General features: G+C 72.8%; 16 protein-coding genes. 9 read left to right on the top strand and 7 right to left on the bottom strand.

The features are described from left to right. Positions 1-410 precede the first annotated feature (410 nt). From NYZ98_RS03300 to NYZ98_RS03290, 3 genes are all read right to left on the bottom strand, one after another. Positions 411-3,089 carry a glycoside hydrolase family 3 protein gene (locus NYZ98_RS03300; RefSeq protein WP_262840945.1) on the bottom strand — a complete coding sequence of 893 codons (2,679 nt, stop codon included), beginning with the start codon at positions 3,087-3,089 and terminating at the stop codon, positions 411-413. Between the two features lie 334 nt (positions 3,090-3,423). Next, positions 3,424-3,849, bottom strand: a complete 426-nt coding sequence (locus NYZ98_RS03295) for a PH domain-containing protein (RefSeq protein WP_262840944.1) — start codon at positions 3,847-3,849, stop codon at positions 3,424-3,426. An 81-nt stretch (positions 3,850-3,930) separates the two neighbouring features. Next, positions 3,931-6,288: a transketolase-like TK C-terminal-containing protein gene (locus NYZ98_RS03290; protein ID WP_262840943.1), complete on the bottom strand. Its 2,358-nt coding sequence runs from the start codon at positions 6,286-6,288 to the stop codon at positions 3,931-3,933. A 155-nt stretch (positions 6,289-6,443) separates the two neighbouring features. Between NYZ98_RS03290 and NYZ98_RS03285 the strand changes: the two genes are divergently transcribed. Both NYZ98_RS03285 and NYZ98_RS03280 read left to right on the top strand, forming a co-directional pair. Then, positions 6,444-6,947: an Lrp/AsnC family transcriptional regulator gene (locus NYZ98_RS03285; RefSeq protein ID WP_262840942.1), complete on the top strand. Its 504-nt coding sequence runs from the start codon at positions 6,444-6,446 to the stop codon at positions 6,945-6,947. After that, positions 6,947-8,188, top strand: coding sequence for an MFS transporter (locus tag NYZ98_RS03280; RefSeq protein WP_262840941.1), 1,242 nt, complete (start codon positions 6,947-6,949; stop codon positions 8,186-8,188). Before NYZ98_RS03285 ends, NYZ98_RS03280 begins: the two co-directional genes overlap by 1 nt. 54 nt (positions 8,189-8,242) lie before the next feature. Here the strand turns inward: NYZ98_RS03280 and NYZ98_RS03275 are convergent, their stop codons facing one another. Further along, positions 8,243-10,228 (bottom strand): ABC1 kinase family protein, encoded by a 1,986-nt coding sequence (locus tag NYZ98_RS03275; protein WP_262840940.1) that lies wholly within the window; start codon positions 10,226-10,228, stop codon positions 8,243-8,245. Positions 10,229-10,505: 277 nt separating this feature from the next. Between NYZ98_RS03275 and NYZ98_RS03270 the strand changes: the two genes are divergently transcribed. The 7 genes from NYZ98_RS03270 (at position 10,506) to NYZ98_RS03240 (ending at position 18,474) form a co-directional block, all read left to right on the top strand. Beyond that, a complete protein-coding gene (locus NYZ98_RS03270) occupies positions 10,506-11,585 on the top strand; it encodes a zinc-dependent alcohol dehydrogenase family protein (protein ID WP_262840939.1) in 1,080 nt (359 codons plus the stop codon). Positions 11,586-12,058: 473 nt separating this feature from the next. Continuing rightward, positions 12,059-13,018 (top strand): lytic polysaccharide monooxygenase auxiliary activity family 9 protein, encoded by a 960-nt coding sequence (locus NYZ98_RS03265; protein ID WP_262840938.1) that lies wholly within the window; start codon positions 12,059-12,061, stop codon positions 13,016-13,018. Between the two features lie 31 nt (positions 13,019-13,049). Next, positions 13,050-14,060 (top strand): LacI family DNA-binding transcriptional regulator, encoded by a 1,011-nt coding sequence (locus tag NYZ98_RS03260; RefSeq protein WP_262840937.1) that lies wholly within the window; start codon positions 13,050-13,052, stop codon positions 14,058-14,060. A 339-nt stretch (positions 14,061-14,399) separates the two neighbouring features. Further along, the gene (locus NYZ98_RS03255; RefSeq protein ID WP_262840936.1) at positions 14,400-15,803 is read left to right on the top strand and encodes an extracellular solute-binding protein; all 1,404 of its coding nucleotides are present in this window, start codon (positions 14,400-14,402) and stop codon (positions 15,801-15,803) included. 9 nt (positions 15,804-15,812) lie between these two features. Beyond that, positions 15,813-16,844 carry a carbohydrate ABC transporter permease gene (locus tag NYZ98_RS03250; protein WP_262840935.1) on the top strand — a complete coding sequence of 344 codons (1,032 nt, stop codon included), beginning with the start codon at positions 15,813-15,815 and terminating at the stop codon, positions 16,842-16,844. Positions 16,845-16,896: 52 nt separating this feature from the next. Then, entirely contained in the window at positions 16,897-17,766 is an 870-nt protein-coding gene (locus tag NYZ98_RS03245; RefSeq protein WP_262840934.1) for a carbohydrate ABC transporter permease, read from the top strand. Positions 17,767-17,901: 135 nt separating this feature from the next. After that, positions 17,902-18,474, top strand: coding sequence for an STAS domain-containing protein (locus tag NYZ98_RS03240; RefSeq protein WP_262840933.1), 573 nt, complete (start codon positions 17,902-17,904; stop codon positions 18,472-18,474). A gap of 41 nt (positions 18,475-18,515) precedes the next feature. On the opposite strand, the gene fabG is transcribed toward NYZ98_RS03240, so the two are convergent. The 3 genes from fabG to NYZ98_RS03225 all read right to left on the bottom strand — a co-directional run bounded on the left by fabG (position 18,516) and on the right by NYZ98_RS03225 (position 20,264). Then, a complete protein-coding gene (gene fabG, locus NYZ98_RS03235; RefSeq protein WP_262840932.1) occupies positions 18,516-19,265 on the bottom strand; it encodes a 3-oxoacyl-ACP reductase FabG in 750 nt (249 codons plus the stop codon). Then, positions 19,265-19,675, bottom strand: coding sequence for a hypothetical protein (locus tag NYZ98_RS03230; protein ID WP_262840931.1), 411 nt, complete (start codon positions 19,673-19,675; stop codon positions 19,265-19,267). The genes fabG and NYZ98_RS03230 overlap by 1 nt, the downstream gene beginning before the upstream one ends. A gap of 133 nt (positions 19,676-19,808) precedes the next feature. Further along, complete coding sequence (locus NYZ98_RS03225; RefSeq protein WP_262840930.1) at positions 19,809-20,264, bottom strand: MarR family winged helix-turn-helix transcriptional regulator; 456 nt, start codon at positions 20,262-20,264, stop codon at positions 19,809-19,811. Positions 20,265-20,289 lie beyond the last annotated feature (25 nt).

Genomic DNA, 20,289 nt, shown 5'->3' with positions numbered 1-20,289 from the left:
TCGCTAAAGGTCGGCGACCTGTCCGCGCGTTCGCCGCAGCTCGGCGACCTGTCCGCGTGTTCGCCACAGCTCAGCGACCTGTCCGTGCGTTTGCCAAAGGTCGGCGACCGGTTCGTCCGCCTGAGCGCGCGCGTCGGAATACCCGGCCGAGACCGTACGGTACCCACCCTTCCCGGCACGACACGGGGTTGGGTGGGCAACACCGACTCGCCCACCCAACCCGGTGCCGGGTGGGGAATATCGACACGCCCACCGACCAGCACCCACCCGGCCGGTACGCCATAGCGAAAACCTCGGCCCACCGGACCAATACCAAAGCGACCCGGCCCTTGGTTCGAAGGGCCGGGCCGCAGGATCAGGTCAGGGGCGGAGGATCAGGTCAAGGGACAGACAGGCCAGGGATGACAGGGTCAGGTGAGGGCGGAGCAGGGTTGGGCGTCGGCGTCCTTGGCGGCGCCGGGGACCCAGCGGACGTTGGCGAAGGAGGCCGAGAACGCGGCCTCGGTGTACACGAGGAACGGCGTGTTGACCACCTCCAGGTCGAGTCCCCCGGCCGCGAAGCAGGAGATCGGGATCTTGACCGTCGCCTTGGTGCCGATGGGGAGGCCCTGGAACAGTGAGGTGGCGACCACTTCGGCGAAGCACGGGTAGACGCAGTGGGCGCTGATCACGGTCCGGGCGGCCGGGGCCTGGTGGACGATGGTGTCGAAGACCAGGGCGGCGTCGGCGTTGAGGTATCCGCGCAGGTCGCTGCCGCCCGCCGGGTCCTGCATGTAGATCTGCGCGGGCCCGCCGTTCCAGGTCGCCTTGAGTCCGTCCTGCTGCACGTTGACGTCGGAGGGGACGACGCTGATCTCGGCGTGCGAAGCGGTGCCGTCGACGCCGATCTCGGTGCCGCCCCAGTTCTCGGGCGAGCCGATGAAGCTCTTGTACGGCGCCACGTCCGTGCGGTCGAAGATCGACAGGTCTTCGGTCGCGGTGCCGCCGCCGCCCGTCGAGCCGCAGGCGGCGTCGGGGCTGGTCTCGTCGAGGGTCCCGACCGAGCCGGTCTGCCCGTCACGCAGGCCGTAGCCGAGCGGGAACAGCGGGTCGTAGTCCGCGGTGCCGGGGTTGAGCGGGGTCTGGCAGGCGCTCTTCGGCCACGAGTACGACAGCTTGCCGGTGTACCCGTCCCGATGGCGGGAGCGCACGAGCAGGTCGGCGACGCCGGCGCCCTCCGTGCCGGGGAGCCAGGCGGCGACGAACGCCTCGGAGCGGTTGAGCTCCTTGTTGACGTACATCGGCCGGCCGGAGAGGTACACGGTGACGACGGGCGCGCCCTTGCCGTGGACCTTGTCCAGGACGGCGAGGTCGCCGGGGTACAGCTTGGCGGCCTCCAGGGTGCGCCGCCCGAGGTCGCCGACCCCTTCGGCGTACGGCGTCTCGCCGATCACGGCGATGACCGCGTCGTAGGCGGACGGGTCGACCCCGTCGGCGGTCTCGCTGAACGTGACGTCGGCGGCGCCGAGGGCTTCGCGCAGGCCGGCCAGGACGGTGGTGCCGTTCGGGAAGTCGGCGTTGGTGTTGCCGGTGCCCTGCCAGCTGAGGGTCCAGCCGCCGGACTGGTTCTGCATGCTGTCGGCGCTCTTGCCGACGACCAGCACCTTGGAGCCGGACACCAGCGGGAGCACCTTGCCGTTGTTCTTGAGCAGGACCTGCGACTCGCGTACGGCCTGGCGGGCGAGCCGCTTGGCCTGGAGCGCGTCGGCGGATCCGGCGAGGGCGCGGGCCGACGGCTTGCGGGCGCCGAACACCCCGGCGCGCATCTTGACGCGGAGGATGCGGGTGACGGCGTCGTTGACGCGCGCGATCGGGATCTCACCGCTCTGGACCTGCGCCGTGGTGTTGGTGATGAACGCCTTCCAGTCGTTCGGCACCATCACGACGTCGATGCCGGCGTTGACGGCCCGCGCGCAACTGGAGTTCGTGCACCCGGTGACCTGCCCGATGCCGTTCCAGTCGGAGACCACGACGCCGTCGAAGCCCATCTTCTGCTTGAGGATGTCGGTGAGGGCGAGCTTGCTGCCGTGCATCTTGCCTTCGTTGATGCCGAGGTCGGCGTTGGTCCAGCTGTTGAACGAGGCCATGACGGTCTGGGCCCCGGCGGCGAGCGCGCCGTAGTAGCCCTGGCCGTGGATGTTGATCATGTCGGCTTCCGAGGACGGGTTGACGCCCTGGTCGGTCCCCTTGAGGGTGCCGCCGTCGCCGATGTAGTGCTTGGCGGTGGCGATGACGCCCTTGCCGCCGATGCCGTGCGAGTTGCCGCCCTGCAGACCCCGGACGGCCTCGTACCCGTAGGCGCGGGTGATCCTCGGGTCTTCGGAGAAGCCCTCGTAGGTGCGGCCCCACCGGTCGTCGCGCACGACGGCGAGCGTGGGCGCGAAGGCCCAGTCCTGGCCGGTCGCGTGGATCTGCTCAGCGGTCGCGGCGCCGATGTCGCGGACCAGGCAGGGGTCGTGGGCGGCGCCCAGGCCGATGTTGTGCGGGAAGAGGGTGGCGCCGTAGACGTTGTTGTTGCCGTGGACGGCGTCGATGCCCCAGATGACCGGGATCTTCGTCCGGGTGCCGGTGGACGCCTGCCAGTAGGCGTCGGCGAGGTCGAGCCACGCCTTCGGCGTCGCGTGCTTGTCGCCGCCGGGCCAGGAGCCGCCGCCGTTGAGCACCGAGCCGATGAAGTACTGGGCGACCTCCGCCGGGGTGATCGCGGAGATCTCCGGCTGGGTCATCTGGCCGATCTTCTCGGCCAGCGTCATGCCCGCGACGATCTTCGCGATGCGCCTCTCGTCGGAGGGGTCCTGCTTGATCTGGCTCTTGACCTTCGGCCAGCCGGCGAGCGGCGGGAGGCTCTTCTCGATGCGCGCGCAGCCGTGGGAGTCGGTGTCGGGCTTGCCGATCACCGGCTGCCGGGTGCCCTTCGCGGCCTCGGCGCCGGGGTCGGCGGCGGCGCCCGCGCTCGGGACGACCGCGGCGCCGGTGGTGAGGAGGGTCAGGCCCGCCAGCACCGCCAGGGCGCTACGGCGCAGGCCTGCTCGGACAGGAGGTCTGATCATGGGGCGTCCGTTCTCGAGGCACGGCGAGGGTCACGGCGGCCCCCCTCAGCCGCACTGCGCAGATCTTGACCCTGTGAGCGTTCCGAGTCAAGAGCCCCGCAAGAGCGCTCTCAGGCCGCTCCCACCGCCGGGCGACCGCCGATCCACCGGCGTCCGGCGCGTATCAGCGCCCTCACCAGCCACGATGGAGATCCGCAAGCCCGCCTCACGCGGAGAGCGACCCGGCCGCTGAGAGCGCTTCCCACTCAGCGTGACCCCTCCCCGGCACAGCCCGGAACTCAGCCCGGACGAAGCCTGGAACGAAGCCTGGAACGAAGCCCGGCCGGAGCCGAACTCAGCCCGGCCGGAGCCGGAACAGCTCGTCGGCCGCGTCCATGCACGAGGTCCCCAGCTCGAACGACGAGAAGATGTGCAGCGACTCCGCGGTCTCGATCTCCAGCAGGTCCCACCGCAGCCCGTACCGCGCGTTGTCCGCGACCCGGATCTCCGCCACCTCAGGCCAGGACACCCGCGCCCTGCGGGTCACGCCGGTCACCACGAGAAGCCCCTGGTCGTCGGCGGCGAGCCGCACCGGGGCCAGCACGTCGCGCAGGCCGAAGGCGCCGAGCATCACGGCCGCGGCGGCGCAGAGCAGCATCCCGCGCGTGTCGCCGGACACGACCACGGCGACGACGGCGAAGGCGGCGGCCGTCGCCAGCTTGGCGATGGTGAAGTCGCGGCGCACCCGCCACTGCCGCGTCCACTGGGACAGTCCCGTCATGTACGCACGCTACCGCCCCGCGCGCCTTCCCGGAGAGGCCGGTCACCAGGTCCGGGCGCGTGCGAGGGCCCGGACGCGAGGTCAGTCGGCCAGGTCCAGGGCGGCGGCGACGATGCCGTCGGTGTCGATCCCGTGGTAGCGGTACACGTCCTCTATGCCGCCCGACTGGCCGAACCGGGTGACGCCGAGGTGGGTGCCCGGCACCTGGTGGATCCCCGCGAGGAACGCCAGCGCGTGCGGGTGCCCGTCCAGGACGGTGACGATCGGGCGGGCCCGGTGGGCGGGGAAGACGCTGTCGAGGATCCAGGTGGGCGCGTCGCCGTGCCCGCCGCGCCCGCGCACGGCCTGGAACAGCAGCCCGGGGCTGGTCAGGCACACGACGTCGGCGCCGATGCCGAGGGCGTCGAGCCGGTCGGCGGCGGCGAGCGCCTCGGTGAGCAGCGCCCCCATGGCGGCGATCGTGACGGCGGGACGCTCGTGGCGCCTGAGCGGGTAGGCGCCGGCGACGGCCTGGCGGCGGCGCAGTTCGCGGGCGGCGGGGTCGGCGGGCACGTTGGCGAGGGTCTGGTCGACCGGCCGGGTGGACAGCCGCAGGTATGCCGACCGGCCGTCCGGCCTGCCGAGGCGGCCGAGCGCCGCGAGCAGGCACCATTCCAGGTCGAGCGCGAACGCGGGCTCGTAGGCGACGCAGCCGGGCTGTTCGATGCCGATCGACGGGGTCTTGATCGACTGGTGCGCGCCGCCCTCGGGCCCGAGGGTGACCCCGGAGGGGGTGCCGACCAGGATGGACTGGCCGCCCGCGTAGATGCCGAAGGACCAGGGTTCCAGGGCGCGCTCGACGAACGGGTCGTACAGCACGCCGATCGGCAGCAGCGGCCGTCCCCAGCGGGACCAGGTGGCGCCGAGTTCGCCGATGAGCCCGACGAGGTTGGTCTCGGCGATGCCGAGCTCGATGTGCTGCCCGGTGGGCCGCTCGCGCCAGTGCAGGATGGTCTCGGCGTCGTCGTCGAACCAGTTGTGCCGCTCGGAGGTGGCCCAGACCCCGACCTTGTTGAGCCAGCCGCCCAGGTTGGTGCTGGAGGTGACGTCCGGGCTGACGGTGACCACGCGGGCGCCGACGGCGGGGGCCTGGCGGGTGAGGTCGAACAGGGTGCGCCCGAGCGCCGCCTGCGTGGTCGCGGTGCCGTGCGGGGTGCGCCCGAAGTCGGCGGGCACCTCGTGGTCCTCCGCCGCGGGGGGCGGTGTCCTGCGCAGGCGCAGTGCGGTCTCGGCGCAGCGCCGCGCGGCCGGGCTCCCTTCGGGGAACTGCTCCCAAGGCCGGTCCGGGTCGGCCCCGACGCGCTCGGCGAGCTCGCGGAGCTGGCCGGCGGTCAGCAGGGAGGAGTGGTTCTGGGGGTGGCCCTCGCTGGCCAGGCCGTGGCCCTTGACCGTGTACGCGAAGATCACGGTGGGGCGGGTGTCGTCGATCTCGGCGAACGCCTGGCGCAGGGCGAGCAGGTCGTGCCCGCCGAGGTTGCGTACGGCGGCGTGCAGCGTCGCGTCGTCGACCCCGTCGAGCAGCGCCGCGATGGCCCCGGTGTCCGGCCCAGGCCCGCGCGTCCCGGCCGCGCCGGTGAGGCGGGCGCGCAGCTCGCCGGGGTCGCAGCGGAGCAGCCGCTGGTACTCGGGGTTGGACATCAGGTCGATGCGCGCCCGCAGCGCCTCGCCGCCGGGCCGCGCGAAGAGGTCCTCCAGCAGGCGGCCGTACTTCACCGTGATGACCTGCCACCCGGCGGCGGCGAACATGCCCTGCAGGCGGGTGCCGCCCATGTTGGGGACCACGCGGTCCAGGGACTGGCGGTTGAAATCGACGACCCACACGACCTCGCCCAGCTCGGCCACCTGCGGGTCCAGGACGGCCTCCCAGCAGGCGCCCTCGTCCAGTTCGGCGTCACCGAGGAGCGAGTACTGCCGCCCGGTGCCGGCACCGCCGAAGTGCGCCTCGACGTAGCGGCGGGCCAGCGCGCCCCAGATCGGCGCGGTGGCGCCGATGCCCACCGAGCCGGTGGAGTAGTCGGCGGGGTCGGGGTCCTTGGTGCGGCTCGGGTAGCTCTGCAGGCCGCCGAACTCGCGCAGCGTGGTGAGGTAGGAGCGGTCCAGCTCGCCGAGCAGGTAGTTGACGGCGTGCAGCACGGGCGAGGCGTGCGGCTTCACCGAAACCCGGTCGGCCGCGGTCAGCGACTCGAACCACAGGGATGTCATGATCGAGACCATGGACGCGCTCGACGCCTGGTGGCCGCCGACCTTGAGCCCCGTCGGGTTCGGGCGGACGCGGTTCGCGTGGTCGATCATCGCGGTCGACAGCCACAGCACCCGCCGCTCGATCTCACGGAGGACGTCCAGGTCGCCGCTGCCGTCGGCCGCGGCGCGGGAGGCCGGGAGATCCGCCGTTTGGTTCATCCCATGTCCGCCTTTCGTGACGACGCCGACCGGCGGCCTGTTGAGCACTTTGCTGAATAATGCTGACCAACAAGTGCGAGTATGCGCAAGTGCAGCGCGATTAAGTAAGCTACCTGCACGGTTTTATAGGGGTGACCCCAGGAAGGTGATGCAGTATGCGCAGCTTGGGGAGGCTCGACCGGGTCGACGCGCGCCTGCTCCTGGCCCTGATCGCCAGCCCACGCGCGACCGTCCTCGCCCTGGCCGAGCAGGTCGGCCTGTCCCGTAACACCGTGCAGGCCAGGCTGGCCAAGCTGGAGGAGCGCGGGGTGCTGGCGGCGTTCGAGCGCAGCCTCCATCCCGAGGTCCTCGGCTACGGCCTGACCGCGTACGTCACGGTCCGGGTCGACCAGCACCGGCTCGCCGAGGTGGCCGATGGACTGGCCGCCGTCCCCGAGGTCATCGAGGTCCTCGGCGTCAGCGGCGGGGACGCCGACCTGCTGGTGCGGGTGGCCGCGAGGGACGCCGACGACCTCTACCGGGTCGCCGGCCGCGTGCTGGCCACCCCGGGCGTGGAGCGCACCAGCACCGCCCTGGCGATGCGCACCCTGGTCCCCCACCGCGTCACCCCCCTGCTGCGCCGGGCCGCGGCCGACGGCGACGACGGCGCGGGGGGCTGATGGGCGGGGAGAACCCGGCGTCGTTATGGCGGAACCGCGGCTTCGTGGTCTTCCTGACCGCGCAGACCCTCTCCAGCGTCGGCGACTCGATCTCCTTCGTCGCGCTCCCGCTGCTGATCCTGCACGCGACGGGCTCGGTGGTCCAGATGGGGGTGGTCACCGCGCTGGCCGGCGCCGCGTCCACCGTCACCGGGATCTTCGCGGGGGTGGTCACCGACCGGGTCGACCGCCGCACGCTGCTGCTGGTGTGCGACGTCGCGCGCTGCGTGCTGTACGCGCTGATACCGATCGTCTGGTGGGTCTCCCCGGTGACGTGGCCGGTCTACGTCGTGGTGCCGCTCGCCGCCGCCTTCTCCATGCTGTTCCAGGTCGCCTACGTGGCCGTCGTGCCGCGCCTGGTCGAGCCCGGCCAGATCACCAGGGCCAACGGCCACCTCTACGGGACGTACGCGGTGGCGAGCGTCGGAGGCCCGATGCTCGCCGGCGTCCTTTCGGGGCTGTGGGGGCCGGCCGCCGCGATCGCGATCGACGCGGCCAGCTTCGCCGCGTCCGCCGCCGGCATCCTCCTGCTCCGCCTGCGTCCCGCGCCCGAGGAGCCGCCGGGCGAACGTCCGGAGGCGGGCGGGCGGCGGGCCGCGTGGCGGGAGTTCGCGGCCGGGGCCCGGTTCCTGTGGGCGCGCCCGGTGCTGCGGTCGCTCACCGTCCTGCTCTCGGCGCTGACCTTCCTCACCTTCGGCCTGCCCGACATCATCGTGTACCACCTGAAGCACGACCTCGGGCGGTCGGACGGCACCGTCGGCTACGTACTGGCGTTCGCGACCGCGGGGACGCTCGCCGCCGCCGTGGTGGTCGCCCCCGCCCGCAGGCACCTCGGCTTCGGCCGCTGCTGGATCGGGGCGTGGGCGCTGGGCGGCGTCGCCGTCGCCGGCATCGGGTACGCCGAAGGCGTGCCCACCGTCGCGGCGCTCGCGACGCTCATGCTGTTCTGCACGGGCCTGGCGGGGATCTGCTCGATGTCGCTGCGGCAGGAGATGACCCCCGACCACCTGCTCGGCCGGGTCACCTCCGCCTTCTGGACGCTGCACTCCGCGCTCGGGCCGCTGGGCGCCGCCGCGCTCACGGCGGGCGCCGCGCGGTTCGGCGTCGCGCCGACGTGCCTGGTCGCCGGGGTCGCCTGCGTGCTGGTCGCGGTGTCCGGCCTGCTGACCCCCGTCCGGCTCCCCCGCCCGGAGACCGCCTGACCCCCTGACGCCGACCTGTAGGCCTTCCGTGCCCGCCGGGCGGCCGGCGGCGTGTCAGGTGTCGCGGCGGAAGATGAGCGCGAGGACGCGCAGGGCGAGCACCGCCGCGACCACCAGCAGGTTGTAGGCGAGAAGCTGGTAGAGGGTGACCTGCGCGGTGACCTTCGGCCCGCCGGCGACGCCGAGGAGCAGCACCGCCATGATCCCCGCCGTGGCGGCCAGCACGGTGAGCAGCACCTGGTTCAGCATGCCGGTCACGTGCCTGCGGTCGCGGTCGTCGGCGAACAGCCGGACGCTGACGCTGAGCCTGCCGTGCTCGGCGGCGCCGATGATGCGCTCCACGCGGCGCGGCAGCCGCCGGAACATCGGGAGCAGCGACGTCAGCTCGTCGGTGACGACCCGCTTGACCGCCGCGGCGTCGCGCTGCCCGGCGAAGTGCCGTCCGGCGAACGCCCGCGCCTCGGCCACCAGGTCGAACCCCGGGGCGAGGCGGGTGAGGGTCCCCTCGACGGTGGCGAGCGTGCGGAAGACCGCCGCCACCTCGGGCGGGACCGACAGGCCGTGGCCGGACACGATGCGGAACAGGTCGGTGAACATCCGCACGCCGCCGGCCGGGGTGCCGCCGCTCATGTGGCGGGCCATGAACCGGCCCAGCTCCCGTTCCAGCCGCTGCTCGTCGATCTCGTCGGGGCGCGGCACCACCTCCAGCAGCGCGTCGGACACGCCGAGGGGGTCGCCCTGGTCCATCGCCAGCAGCAGCCGCTGGATCGAGGCGCGCAGGGAGCCGTCCAGCCGGCCCACCGACCCGAAGTCGAGCAGGCCGAGACGCCCGTCGGAAAGGAGCATGAGGTTGCCCGGGTGCGGGTCGGCGTGGAAGACGCCGTCCAGCATGATCTGGCGGAGCAGCGCGTCGAGCAGTGTGCGCGCCAGCGTGAGCCGGTCCGGCGTCTCCCCGTCCTGCCCGTCCCGGGTGCCGCTCCCGGCCGGACCGGAGGCGTTGTCGAGGGGCGTCCCGTCCAGGCGCTCCATCACGAGCACGCGGCGCCCGCACAGCGGCGTGTGGGGGGCGGGCACGTGGACCGCGGGGTCGCGCGACACGGCGGCGACGGCGGCCATGTTGGCGGCCTCGACCCGGAAGTCGAGCTCCTCGCGCAGCGCCTCGGCGAACCCCCGGGACAGGTCCAGGACGCCGATCGACCGGCCCCACCGCGTGCGGACGTCCAGCGAGCCGGCGATCCTCGCCAGGATGTCGAGGTCGCGTTCGACCACCTCGGCGATGCCGGGACGCTGCACCTTCACCACCACCCGCTCGCCGGAGCGCAGCCGCGCGGCGTACACCTGGGCGATGGACGCCGACGCCAGCGGGCGGCGGTCGAACTCCATGAACACCTCGTCCACCGGACCGGACAGCTCGTCGGCGAGCACCCGCTCGACCTCCTCCCACGACGCGGGCGCGGCCTTGTCGCGCAGCAGGGCCAGCTCGTCGATGAACTCGGCGGACATCAGGTCGGGCCGGGTGGACAGGATCTGGCCGAGCTTGACGAAGGTGACGCCGGCGTCGTCGAGCGCGCCGCGCAGCGACCGCGCGAGGCGGGCCCGGCCGGGCGCGGCGCCGACGTCGGGGCGCCGGCCGCGCAGGTACGGCGCGAGCCCGTGGCGCACCAGGACGCGGAAGATGGCGAGGTAGCGGCGGGTCCGGACGAACCTGCCGCGCAGGGACCGCACCAGTTCGATGGGGCCTGGCACCGACCCGGTGGGCACGATCGCCTCGGCGACCGCGAGGAACACCATCGCCGCGAGCAGCGAGCACGCTATGGCGAGGATCAGGAACCACAGCGGGGCGAGGCCGGGGTCCTCGTTGAACACCGGCCCGGAGAGCGCGCGGGCGATCGGCGTGGCCAGCAGGTAGGCCAGGCCGCCGGCCAGGAACGCCCTCACCAGGCCGAACCGCAGGTTGAGCAGCCGCCTCGCGATCACCGCGAACGTGGAGATCATCGCGAGCACCGCGACGAGGATGATGATCGTGAGCACGAGGTCCACCGCTGGCCCTTCTGTGTGGTCGCCGGGGAGGCCGCGCGGCGGGCCGCGCCATCGCCGCGGAGACCATATCGTGCGGGTCACCGCTTTCGTCCGGTCCTCGACGAAGGTCACGAACAGAGAGACCTTCGCCCTGCCCGGGGCCCAGGTCAGCCTTTCGCCCGTCCGGGGCGAAGGTCACGAGCGGAGAGGCTTTCGTGCCATCCGGGGCGAAGGTCACGAGCGGAGAGGCTTTCGCCCCGTCCGGTGCGAAGGTCGCGAAGACGAGAGGAGGCCGCCGGTGCGCGCGGTTCGGTATGACGGGTTCGGCGAGCGGCTCGAGGTCGGCCGGCTGCCCGACCCCGGTCCCTCGGCCGGGGGCGCGGTGATCCGGGTGGAGGCGTCGGGGCTGTGCCGCAGCGACTGGCACGGCTGGATGGGCCACGACCCCGACATCACGCGGTTCCCGCACGTGCCCGGACACGAGCTGGCCGGCGTCGTCGAGTCCACCGGCGCCGGGGTGACGCGGTGGCGGGCCGGCGACCGGGTGACGACCCCGTTCATCTGCGCGTGCGGACGCTGCCCGTCGTGCGCGGCCGGTGACCACCAGGTCTGCGAGAACCAGACCCAGCCGGGGTTCACTCATTGGGGGTCGTTCGCCGAGTACGTCGCCATCGAGGACGCCGACGTCAACCTCGTCCGGCTGCCCGCCGCGATGCCGTTCACCACGGCGGCGAGCCTCGGGTGCCGGTTCGCCACCGCCTTCCGCGCGGTCGTCGCCCAGGGGCGGGTCGCGGCGGGCGAGTGGGTGGTGGTGTACGGGTGCGGCGGCGTCGGCCTGTCGGCGGTGATGGTCGCCGCGGCGTGCGGCGCCCGCGTGGTCGCCGTCGACGTCTCCCCGGCCGCGCTCGACCTGGCCACCCGCTTCGGCGCCGCCGAGACCGTCCGCGCGTCACCGGACGGCGGGTCTCCGAGCACGATTCCGTGGGACGCCGAGGTGGTGGCGCGTGTCCGGGAGGTCACCGGTGGGGGCGCGCATCTGACCGTTGACGCGCTGGGGAGCGCCGCGACGTGCGGCGCGGCGGTCGAGAGCCTGCGGCGGCGCGGGCGGCACGTCCAGGTGGGGCTGCTCCCCCGGGTCGCGGGGCACCCGGCCGTCCCGATGGACCGGGTCGTGGCGCTGGAGCTGGAGATCGCCGGCAGCCACGGCATGGCCGCCCACGCGTACCCGCCGATGCTCGCGATGATCGCGGCCGGGACGCTCAGGCCGGAGTTGCTCGTCACCCGGACGATCGGCCTCGGCGAGGTCCCTGACGCGCTCACCGCCATGGGCTCGACGAGCCCGCCCGGCGTGACGATGATCCTCCCGGCCCTCCCCTGAACGACCCGGACCGGCTGAACGACCCAGAACCTGGCCGGACGACCCAGAACCCGGCCGGACGACCCGGAATCCGGCCGTGCGAACCAGAACCCCGCCGTGCGAACCAGAACCCCGCCGTGCGAACCAGAACCCCGCCGTGCGAACCAGAATCCCGCCGTGCGAACCAGAATCCCGCCGTGCGAACCAGAATCCCGCCGTGCGAACCAGAATCCCGCCGTGCGAACCAGAACCCGGCCGTGCGAACCGGGGGCCCGGCCGGCGGCGCGAACGGCCGGCGCGCCGTCCGCCGGGCTCCCGGATCACCCCCGCACCGACCGAGTAGTTGATCTCGTTTTCGACCACATCGTGAACACGATCCTGCTACGGTCGTGGCCGCAGTGGGGTGCCTCCGGCGCGGAGGCGTCACGGGCCACCTCCTGATCAGGGGAACGCGATCCGTCCCGTTCCGGTTCACCACCCAGGAGGTCTGCCACGTGCTCTCGCGCAGGGTCGCCGTGACGCTCACCGCCATCGGAGCGGCCCAGCTCGCGTTCGGAGCCCCCGCCGGAGCGGCCCAGCTCGCGTCCGGAGCGGCCCCTCTCGTCACGACCGCGGCCCACGGGGCGCTTTCGAAGCCGGTCAGCCGGGCCGCCGCGTGCGGTCCCGAGGGCGGCGAGGCGGCCACGTCCAGGGCCTGCGCGGCCGCCGTGGCCAAGAACGGCCCGGACGCGCTGGACGCCTGGGACGAGATCCGGGTCCCCGGGGTGGCCGGGCGTGACCGGCAGGTCATCGCCGACGGGAGGCTGTGCAGCGGAGGGCTCGTCCCGTTCCGCGGGCTCGACCTGGCGCGCGGCGACTGGCCGGCGACGACGCTGGCCGCCGGCGCCGCGTACGACTTCACCTACCGGGCGACGATCCCGCACAAGGGCACGTTCCGGATGTACGTCACCAAGGACGGGTACTCCCCGACACGGCCGCTGACGTGGGCGGCGCTGGAGTCCCGGCCCTTCCTGCGGGTCACCGACCCCCGGCTGTCCGGCGGGGCGTACCACATGAAGGGCAGGCTGCCCAAGGGCAAGACCGGCCGGCACCTCATCTACACGGTCTGGCAGAACTCCGACACCCCCGACACCTATTACTCCTGCTCCGACGTCGTGTTCGCCGCGAGCTCCGCCGCCCCCACGCGCGAGGCGACGGACCCGCCGGGCGACACCGGGACCGCGGACGGCACGCAGGACTCCTCCGGCGACGCCGGGACCGGGGAGGGCACGCACTCCTCTGGCGACACCGGGACCGCCACGGGCGCCAACGCGACGGACGCCCCCGCGTCCTCGGCGTCCTCGTCGTTCCCGGCGAGCGGCACGATCCTGGTGGCGGGCGGCGCCGTGGCGCTGCTCCTGTGCGCGGGCGTCGTCGTCGCGCTGGCCCGCCGCGCCGACCGCCGCGCGCGCTGACCATCCCCCGGCGGGCGGGTACGATCCCGTCGTGACCCCTCGCGGCGACCGGCCCAGCATCGGCAGGGTCGCGAAGCTCGCCGGCGTGAGCGCGACGACGGTCTCGCACGCCCTCAACGGGCGGCGGCCGGTCTCCGCCGCCACCCGGCAGCGCGTGATGGACGCCATCGCCGAGCTGGGCTACCGGCCGAACGTGCTGGCCAGGGGGCTGCGTACCAGCCGGAGCCAGGCGATCGGGCTGATCATCCCCGACATCACCAACCCGTTCTACCCGATGCTCGCGCGCGGGCTGCAAGACGTGCTCGGCCCGGCCGGGTACCACGAGATCATCAGCAACACCGACGGCGACCGTGACCTGGAGCGGTCCGCACTGGACCAGATGATCGCCCGCCAGGTCGACGGCATCGCCTTCGCGGTCTTCCACACCCACGCCGAGGACCTGCTGCCGGCCATCGACGTGGGCGTCCCGGTGGTGCGCCTCGGCGGCCGGCTCCTTCAGGACGGGGTCGACCTCGTGCACAGCGACGACGAGGGCGGGGCCGCGGAGGCGACCCGCTACCTGCTCGACCGGGGGTACGGGCGCATCGGCTTCGTCTGCGGCCCCGACGCGCAGGGGCCGGCGGCCGAACGGGTGACCGGCTACCTGGCGGCGCTGGCCGAGCGCGGGCTGCCGCCGGACCCGGACCTGATCGTGCACACGCATTTCAGCCGGGCGGGGGGCATGGCGGGCACCCTGCGGCTCCTCGGCCTGCCGCGCCCGCCCCGGGCGGTGGTCTGCGCCAACGACGTCATGGCCATCGGCGCCCTGGACGCGGCGGCGCGGCGCGGCCTGAAGGTGCCCGGCGACCTCGCCATCATGGGGTTCGACGACATAGAGGCCGCCACTTTGGTCTCGCCGCAGCTCACGACGATGGCGAACCCGGCGCGGAAGATAGGGCAGGCCTGCGGCCGTCTCCTGCTGGACCGCCTGTCGGGGACCGCGTCCGGGCCGCCCAGCGAGACGATCATCCCGGCCCGCCTCATCCGCCGCCAGTCCGCCTGACCCGGGCACGAGCCTGATCCGAGAACGAGCCTGATTCGAGGCACGAGCCTGACCCAGGGCACGAGCCTGATCCAATGCACGGGCCGGCGCCCGGGGCACGGCCCCGGAGGGCCGCCGCGACCGCCACAGCGGTCACTGCCGTCCCACCACCCCCGTCACCGCCGGATCACCATGCCCGAAAAGGGATGGTGAACCGGTTTCCGGACAGACCATTGACATTGATCGTCCCTGGCGTATTTTCATGGTCAGTCTTAACGATTTGCTATCCCGTGTCCTGCGGTTCCTCCGCCGGTCCGGACCGAGGCGAACGCGTCCGCGCGCGCCGGAACCGGAGGCTTCATGGCAAGCGCAACACCGAGATCCGCCTACCGGGCCACGGCCGCGGCCGTGACGGCCCTGCTCATGGTCACCGTCATGGCGGCCTGCTCGGGCTCGGACACGGGATCGGGCGGAGGCGGGGCGTCGGGCGCTGGGGCCTCGACACTGCGCATGTGGACGTTCAAGCAGACCCACCTGGCCGCGCTTGAGCAGGCCGCGGCGGAGTTCAAGAAGCAGAGCGGCGTCACCGTCAAGGTCGAGGCGATCACCCCCGACGACGCCTTCACCGCCAAGGTCCAGAGCGCCGCGCAGACCAAGGACCTGCCCGACGTGCTCGAAGTGCACGCGGGCGGCGAGGACTTCCGGATCGGCGGGGCGGGCCTGCTCGCGGACCTGTCCCCCGACTTCCCCGCCGCGAAGCTCGACCGGTTCCTGCCGACCACGAAGGACACGGGTCTGGTCACCGACGAGCGGATCAAGCAGGTGACCGAGCTCAAGGGCGCCAAGGCCGGCAGCCTGTACAGCGTCCCGTTCACGGCGGGCACGTTCGGCATCGTGTACGCCAACAAGGAGAAGCTGGCCGCCGCCGGGCTCGACCCGGCCACCCCGCCCAAGACGTGGGAGGACTTCATCCGCTACCTGCAGGCGACCACCAAGGCCGACCCGAAGCAGGGCGGCCTCTCGCTCGGCCTGAAGGTGCACCAGACCGGCTTCAACTGGCTCTACGCCCAGCTCGCGTTCGCCTACCTGGGCAAGGAGCGCTTCCAGGCGCTGTTCGGGAAGGGCACGACGCAGGGGTTCGGCGCCCCCGACGCGGTCAAGACCCTGTCGCTGTACAGCCAGCTCACTCCGTACTGGATCCCCGGTGCCACCGCGCTCGGCATCGACGACGCCGACGTGGCGTTCGCCCAGGGGAAGTCCGCCTTCGACGTGGGCGGCACGTTCACCCTCGCCTTCCTCTCCCAGAACGGCATGAAGCCCTCCAACGTGCTCACCTTCCCGGTCCCGCCGCCGACAGGGGGGAAGGTCACCGACCTGCGGCTCGCCGCGCTGGCGCTGACCGGCCTTTCGGTCACCTCGACGAGCAAGGCGCACGACGCGGCGGCCAAGTGGGTCGACTTCCTCACCTCGCCGCAGGGCGCGGGCATCTTCGCCTCGGCCTCGCTGGACCTGCCCGCCACCGACCTCGGCGCCGACGCCGAGAAGCTGCTCGGCGCCGACCTGGCCGCCCTGCAGAAGTACTTCACCGGGCCGCCGGAGAGCACCTACGACGCGGCGGACGGCTCGTTCCACCCGCCGGGCTACGACGAGGCCAAGATGTCCCCGCCACTGCTGAAGCTGTCGCCGCTCAAGGAGGCCGACCCCGCCGCCACCGGGGCACAGATCGACGCGGCGGTCGCGGCCATGTGGAAGGCCGCCTCCTAGGCGGGCGTGATGTCCTCCACACGCACGACCGGCGTCCCGCACCCGCCGGCCCCCGGCTCCGGCCCGCCATCCAGGGGCGGCTCCGGCCCGTTCCCGGTGACGCGGGGCGGGCGGGGGCCTGCCCCGGCGCGGTCGCCCTCGGCCCGCCGGCTCCGCCGGTGGCTCACCGGGTACGCGTTCGTGGCCCCGGCGGTGGCGTTGTTCCTGCTGATGGGTCTGTACACCATCGGCTACGGCGTCTCGCTGAGCTTCGCCACCTGGAACGGCTTCACCCCCACCTGGGAGTGGGTGGGCCTGGAGAACTACGCCAACCTGCTGTACGCGGACCCGACGCTGGCCCCGGACCTGCGCAAGGCGGCGTTCAACACACTGATCGTGATGATCGCGGTGCCGCTCGGCACGGTGGTGATCGCGCTGCCGCTCGCCGTGCTGCTCAACTCGGTGCGGCGGCTGCGCGGGCCGCTGCGGTCGATCTTCTTCCTGCCGTACGTGACCTCGGGGATCGCGGTCTACTACGCCTGGCGGTACGTGCTGGAGCCCGACGGCCCGCTCAACCTCATGTTGCGGTCGGTGGGCCTCGGCGACCTGTCCCGGCCGCAGGGCTTCCTGGCCGACCCCTCGACCGCGCTGCCGACGGTCATCGTGGTCATGATCTGGGGGTCGGTGCCGGTCGCGATGCTCCTCTACCTGGCCGGCCTCCAAGCGATCAACCCGAACATCCTGGAGGCCGCGCAGATCGACGGCGCCGGCGGGGTACGCACCGTGCGCCACATCGTGTGGCCGCTGCTGCGGCCGATCACCACGGCGATCGTGCTGCTCGGGCTCCGCGACTCCATGCAGGGCTTCCAGATCTTCCTGCTCACGACGGACGGCGGGCCCGCCGGGCACACCGACGTGGTCAGCCTGCAGGCCTACCACCTGGCCTTCTTCAAGGGCCTGTCCCCCACGCTCGGGCTGGCAAGCGCACTGGGATGGATGATCTTCATCGCGGCGCTCCTGCTGACCCTCGCCAACGGCCGCATGCTGAGGAGCAACCGGTGACCGCCACCCCCCGACCGGTGACCACCGCCCCCGTCCGCCGGGGGGCCGGCCGATGAGCGCGGCCGTCCCCGCCACCGCCGCCCGGCGCCCGGCGCCGCCGTGGGGGCCGGGCGGCGCCAGGGCCGCCGCCTACCTCGCCCTGGCGCTGTACGCGGTCGTCAGCCTGTACCCGTTCCTGTGGATGGTCTCCGGGGCGTTCAAGGACCGCTTCGAGATCCTGGCCGGGGGGAACCTCGTGCCGTCCCGGCCGACCTTCCAGACGCTGATCGACACCTGGGGCAGGCTGCACTTCCTGGACTACTTCGCCAACAGCCTGAAGGTCACCGGGCTGACCGTTGCCGGGGTGCTCGTGATCTACAGCCTCGCCTCGTACGCGTTCGCCGTGCTGGACTTCCCCGGGCGCCGGTTCCTGTACTGGTTCTTCGTCGCCCTGCTGTTCGTCCCCGGGGTCACCGTGCTGCTCCCCGTCGTGATCCTTGAGGACAAGCTCGGCGTCCTCGGGACCCACCTCGGGCTCATCCTGCCGTTCGTCAACGGCACGGCGCCGCTGACGGTGCTCATGCTGACGAACGCCTTCCGGGCCGTCCCCCAGGAGCTGCGCGACGCCGCGCGCGTCGACGGGGCGGGCGAGGCGCGCATCTTCCTGCGCGTCTACCTGCCGCTCGGCCGGCCGACGCTGATCGCCGTCGCCGTGCTGTGCGCGGTGCCGACCTGGAACGAGTACGTGCTGACCCGGGTCTCGCTGAACGACGAGGGGCGGTACACGCTGCCGCTGGCCCTGGAGTCGCTGGCCTCGGGGACCGTACGGCACTACAACGAGATCATGGCCGGCTCGCTGATCATCGTGGTGCCGGTGATCGTGCTGTTCCTCTGGCTCCAGCGGTACTTCATCAGCGGCCTCGCGGGCGCCCTGAAGGACTGAGGTCTCCTCCGGCTCCTGTCCGCGCGGAGCGGACCATCCCGACATCCTGTGGCGAGGGCGGCGCTGGCCACCCTCCGGAACTGGTAGGAAGGGAGTCATGCCTGCCCTGAGACCCGCAGGCCGAAGGAGCTGATCATGCAGTTTGGGGCCGATCCGCCGATGGGACTGAACATCTCATACGAGGAGCGAGATAGCGCGCTCGTCGTCCAGGCCCGGGGGGAGCTGGACTACCGCTCCGCACCGGTCCTGCGGGGCGAGCTGGACCACGTATGGAAAGTGCCCGGCGTGTCCACCATCGTGCTGGATCTCGCGGAGGTCACCTTCTGCGATTCGGTAGGGCTGAGCGAGCTGATCGCCGCCCTTCGGCGCAGCAAGACCACCGGCCGCGTCCTCCTGCTCAGCGGCCTGCAGGGCACCCTGCTGCGGGTGCTCACCATCACCGGCCTGCGCGGCGCGTTCGACAGCCACGACACCGTCGAGGACGCCCTGCGGCACGCGTCCGGCCTCGGGTCGGCCCCCCCGTTCCTCCTCGGGGTCTCACCCGGCCCGCTGGAAGGCGCGCGACCTGACCCGCTGGACCCCTCGCCCGCTCACGTAAGACAGCCGGAGAACGCCCCCCTGGCCCCGGAGCCGGCCCTGTCCGGGTCGGCGGCGATGGAGACACCGGAGGCCGAACCCCAGCTTCCCCCGACGGGCGACGGCGCCTAGATCCAGCAGGCGCCGCGGCCGGGTCAGCCGGTCCCCGTGGTCTAGATCAGCCGGCCGCCGCCGACCTCCAGCACCGTGCCGGTCATGTAGCTGGACAGGTCGCAGGCCAGGAACAGGACGGCGCCCGCCACCTCGTGCGGCTCCCCCGCCCGCCTCATCGGGATGTCGGCCTCCTTGGCCGCGAAGACGTCCGCCGGCATGGCCGCCGTCATCGCGGTGCGGATCAGCCCCGGCTGCACGGCGTTGACCCGTACGCCACGGGGGGCCAGCTCCTTGGCCGCCGCCTTGGTGAGCCCGATGATCCCGGCCTTGGCCGCGCTGTAGTTCGTCTGCCCGAAGTTCCCCGACTTCCCCGACAGGGAGGAGATGTTGACGATCGAGCCGGACCCGGCGGGCCGCATCGCCTCAGCCGCCGCCCGCACCCCGAGCCACGTCCCCTTCAGGTGGACGTCCACGACCGCCTCGAAGTCGGCGAGGGTCATCTTGCGCATGGTCGCGTCCCGGGTGATCCCGGCGTTGTTGACCATGATGTCCAGGGTGCCGAAACGCTCGACCGCGTGACCGACGGCGGCCGTGACCGCGTCCTCGTCGGTGACGTCGCATCCGAGCGAGGAGACCGCCGCGCCGCCGCCCAGCCCTTCGGCGGCCTCCGCCGCCAGGGCGGCGTCCTGGTCGGTGAGCACGACCCGCGCCCCGTGCTCGGACAGGATGCGGGCGATCGCCAGGCCGATGCCCCGCGCGGCCCCGGTGACCAGGGCCGTGCGGCCCTCGACGAGCCCGGCGCCGGGCATCAGAGCCGGACCTCGTACTCCGGCGAGCGGCGCCGGCCCGGCTGCCCGGGCTCGGTGTTCGGCTCCACCTTGCGGATGTAGCCGGCGGCCTCAAGCAGGTCCAGGGCGGGGACCATCGCCGCGACGGTCTTGAAGCGGCGGGCCAGGCGGCGGAACACGTCACGCCGGCGGAACCGCTGGGTGCCGGTCCTGCGGATGCAGTCGAGGACGGCGCGCGCGTCGTCGGGCAGCGCGTCGTCCGAACGCACGGGCGGCGCGACCGAGATGATCTGCATCCGGGACGCGCTCTCGTTCCTGATACGCGAGATCTCCAGGATCAGGTCGTCCAGGTCGACCAGCAACCGGGTCGCGGCGCGGAACCGTTCGAAGTCGTCCTGGATCTGCAGCAGCCGCTCGGCTTCCTCACGCATGGCTGAATAATGTCATTTTTGGCATCTATGTCAACACACTCCAGCCACTCGGATTCACCCGTTCCACTCGGGCGGATCCCCGGCCCCGCCGGGGCCCGCTTACCGCTTCGAGGACGCCCTGAGGGGACCGTTGTCACCGCTCCCGGGAGCGGCGGGGGCGCCTGGTGTCCACGTTTCCGGTCATGGCCGTGAGGATGCCGGGGAGCTCCGCCACCGTCTCGGCGGGCAGGCCGGCCACGGTCTCCTCCGCCAGCGCGCACCACAGCAGCTTGACCTGGCCGGCCAGCGCTTCGCCGCTCTCGGTGAGCTCGACGACGCTGGCTCGCTTGTCGGAGGGTGCGGGCGCGCGGCGGATGTGGCCGGTGGCCTCGAGCTTGCGGGTCATGATCGTGACGCTAGGAGGTTCGCAGCCGAGCGCCTCGCTGAGCTGGGCCTGGATCATCGGGCCGCTCCGGGAGAGCTCGAGCAGGAGCGCCTCCTGGCCGGGGTGCAGGCCGAGCGGTGCCAGCAGGGCCGCGGCCCTGGCCCGGTGGCGCAGGCTCAGCAGGCGGACGGCCTGGTTGAGCGCGTCGGCTCGCTCGAAGTCCACGGTCCCTCCTTGACAGGTTGGTTAT

The organism is Sphaerisporangium corydalis, assembly GCF_025506355.1.
GTDB lineage: Bacteria > Actinomycetota > Actinomycetes > Streptosporangiales > Streptosporangiaceae > Sphaerisporangium > Sphaerisporangium corydalis.
Note: the sequence above shows the minus strand (reverse complement) of the source record. Positions and strands in the feature narration are given on the sequence as shown.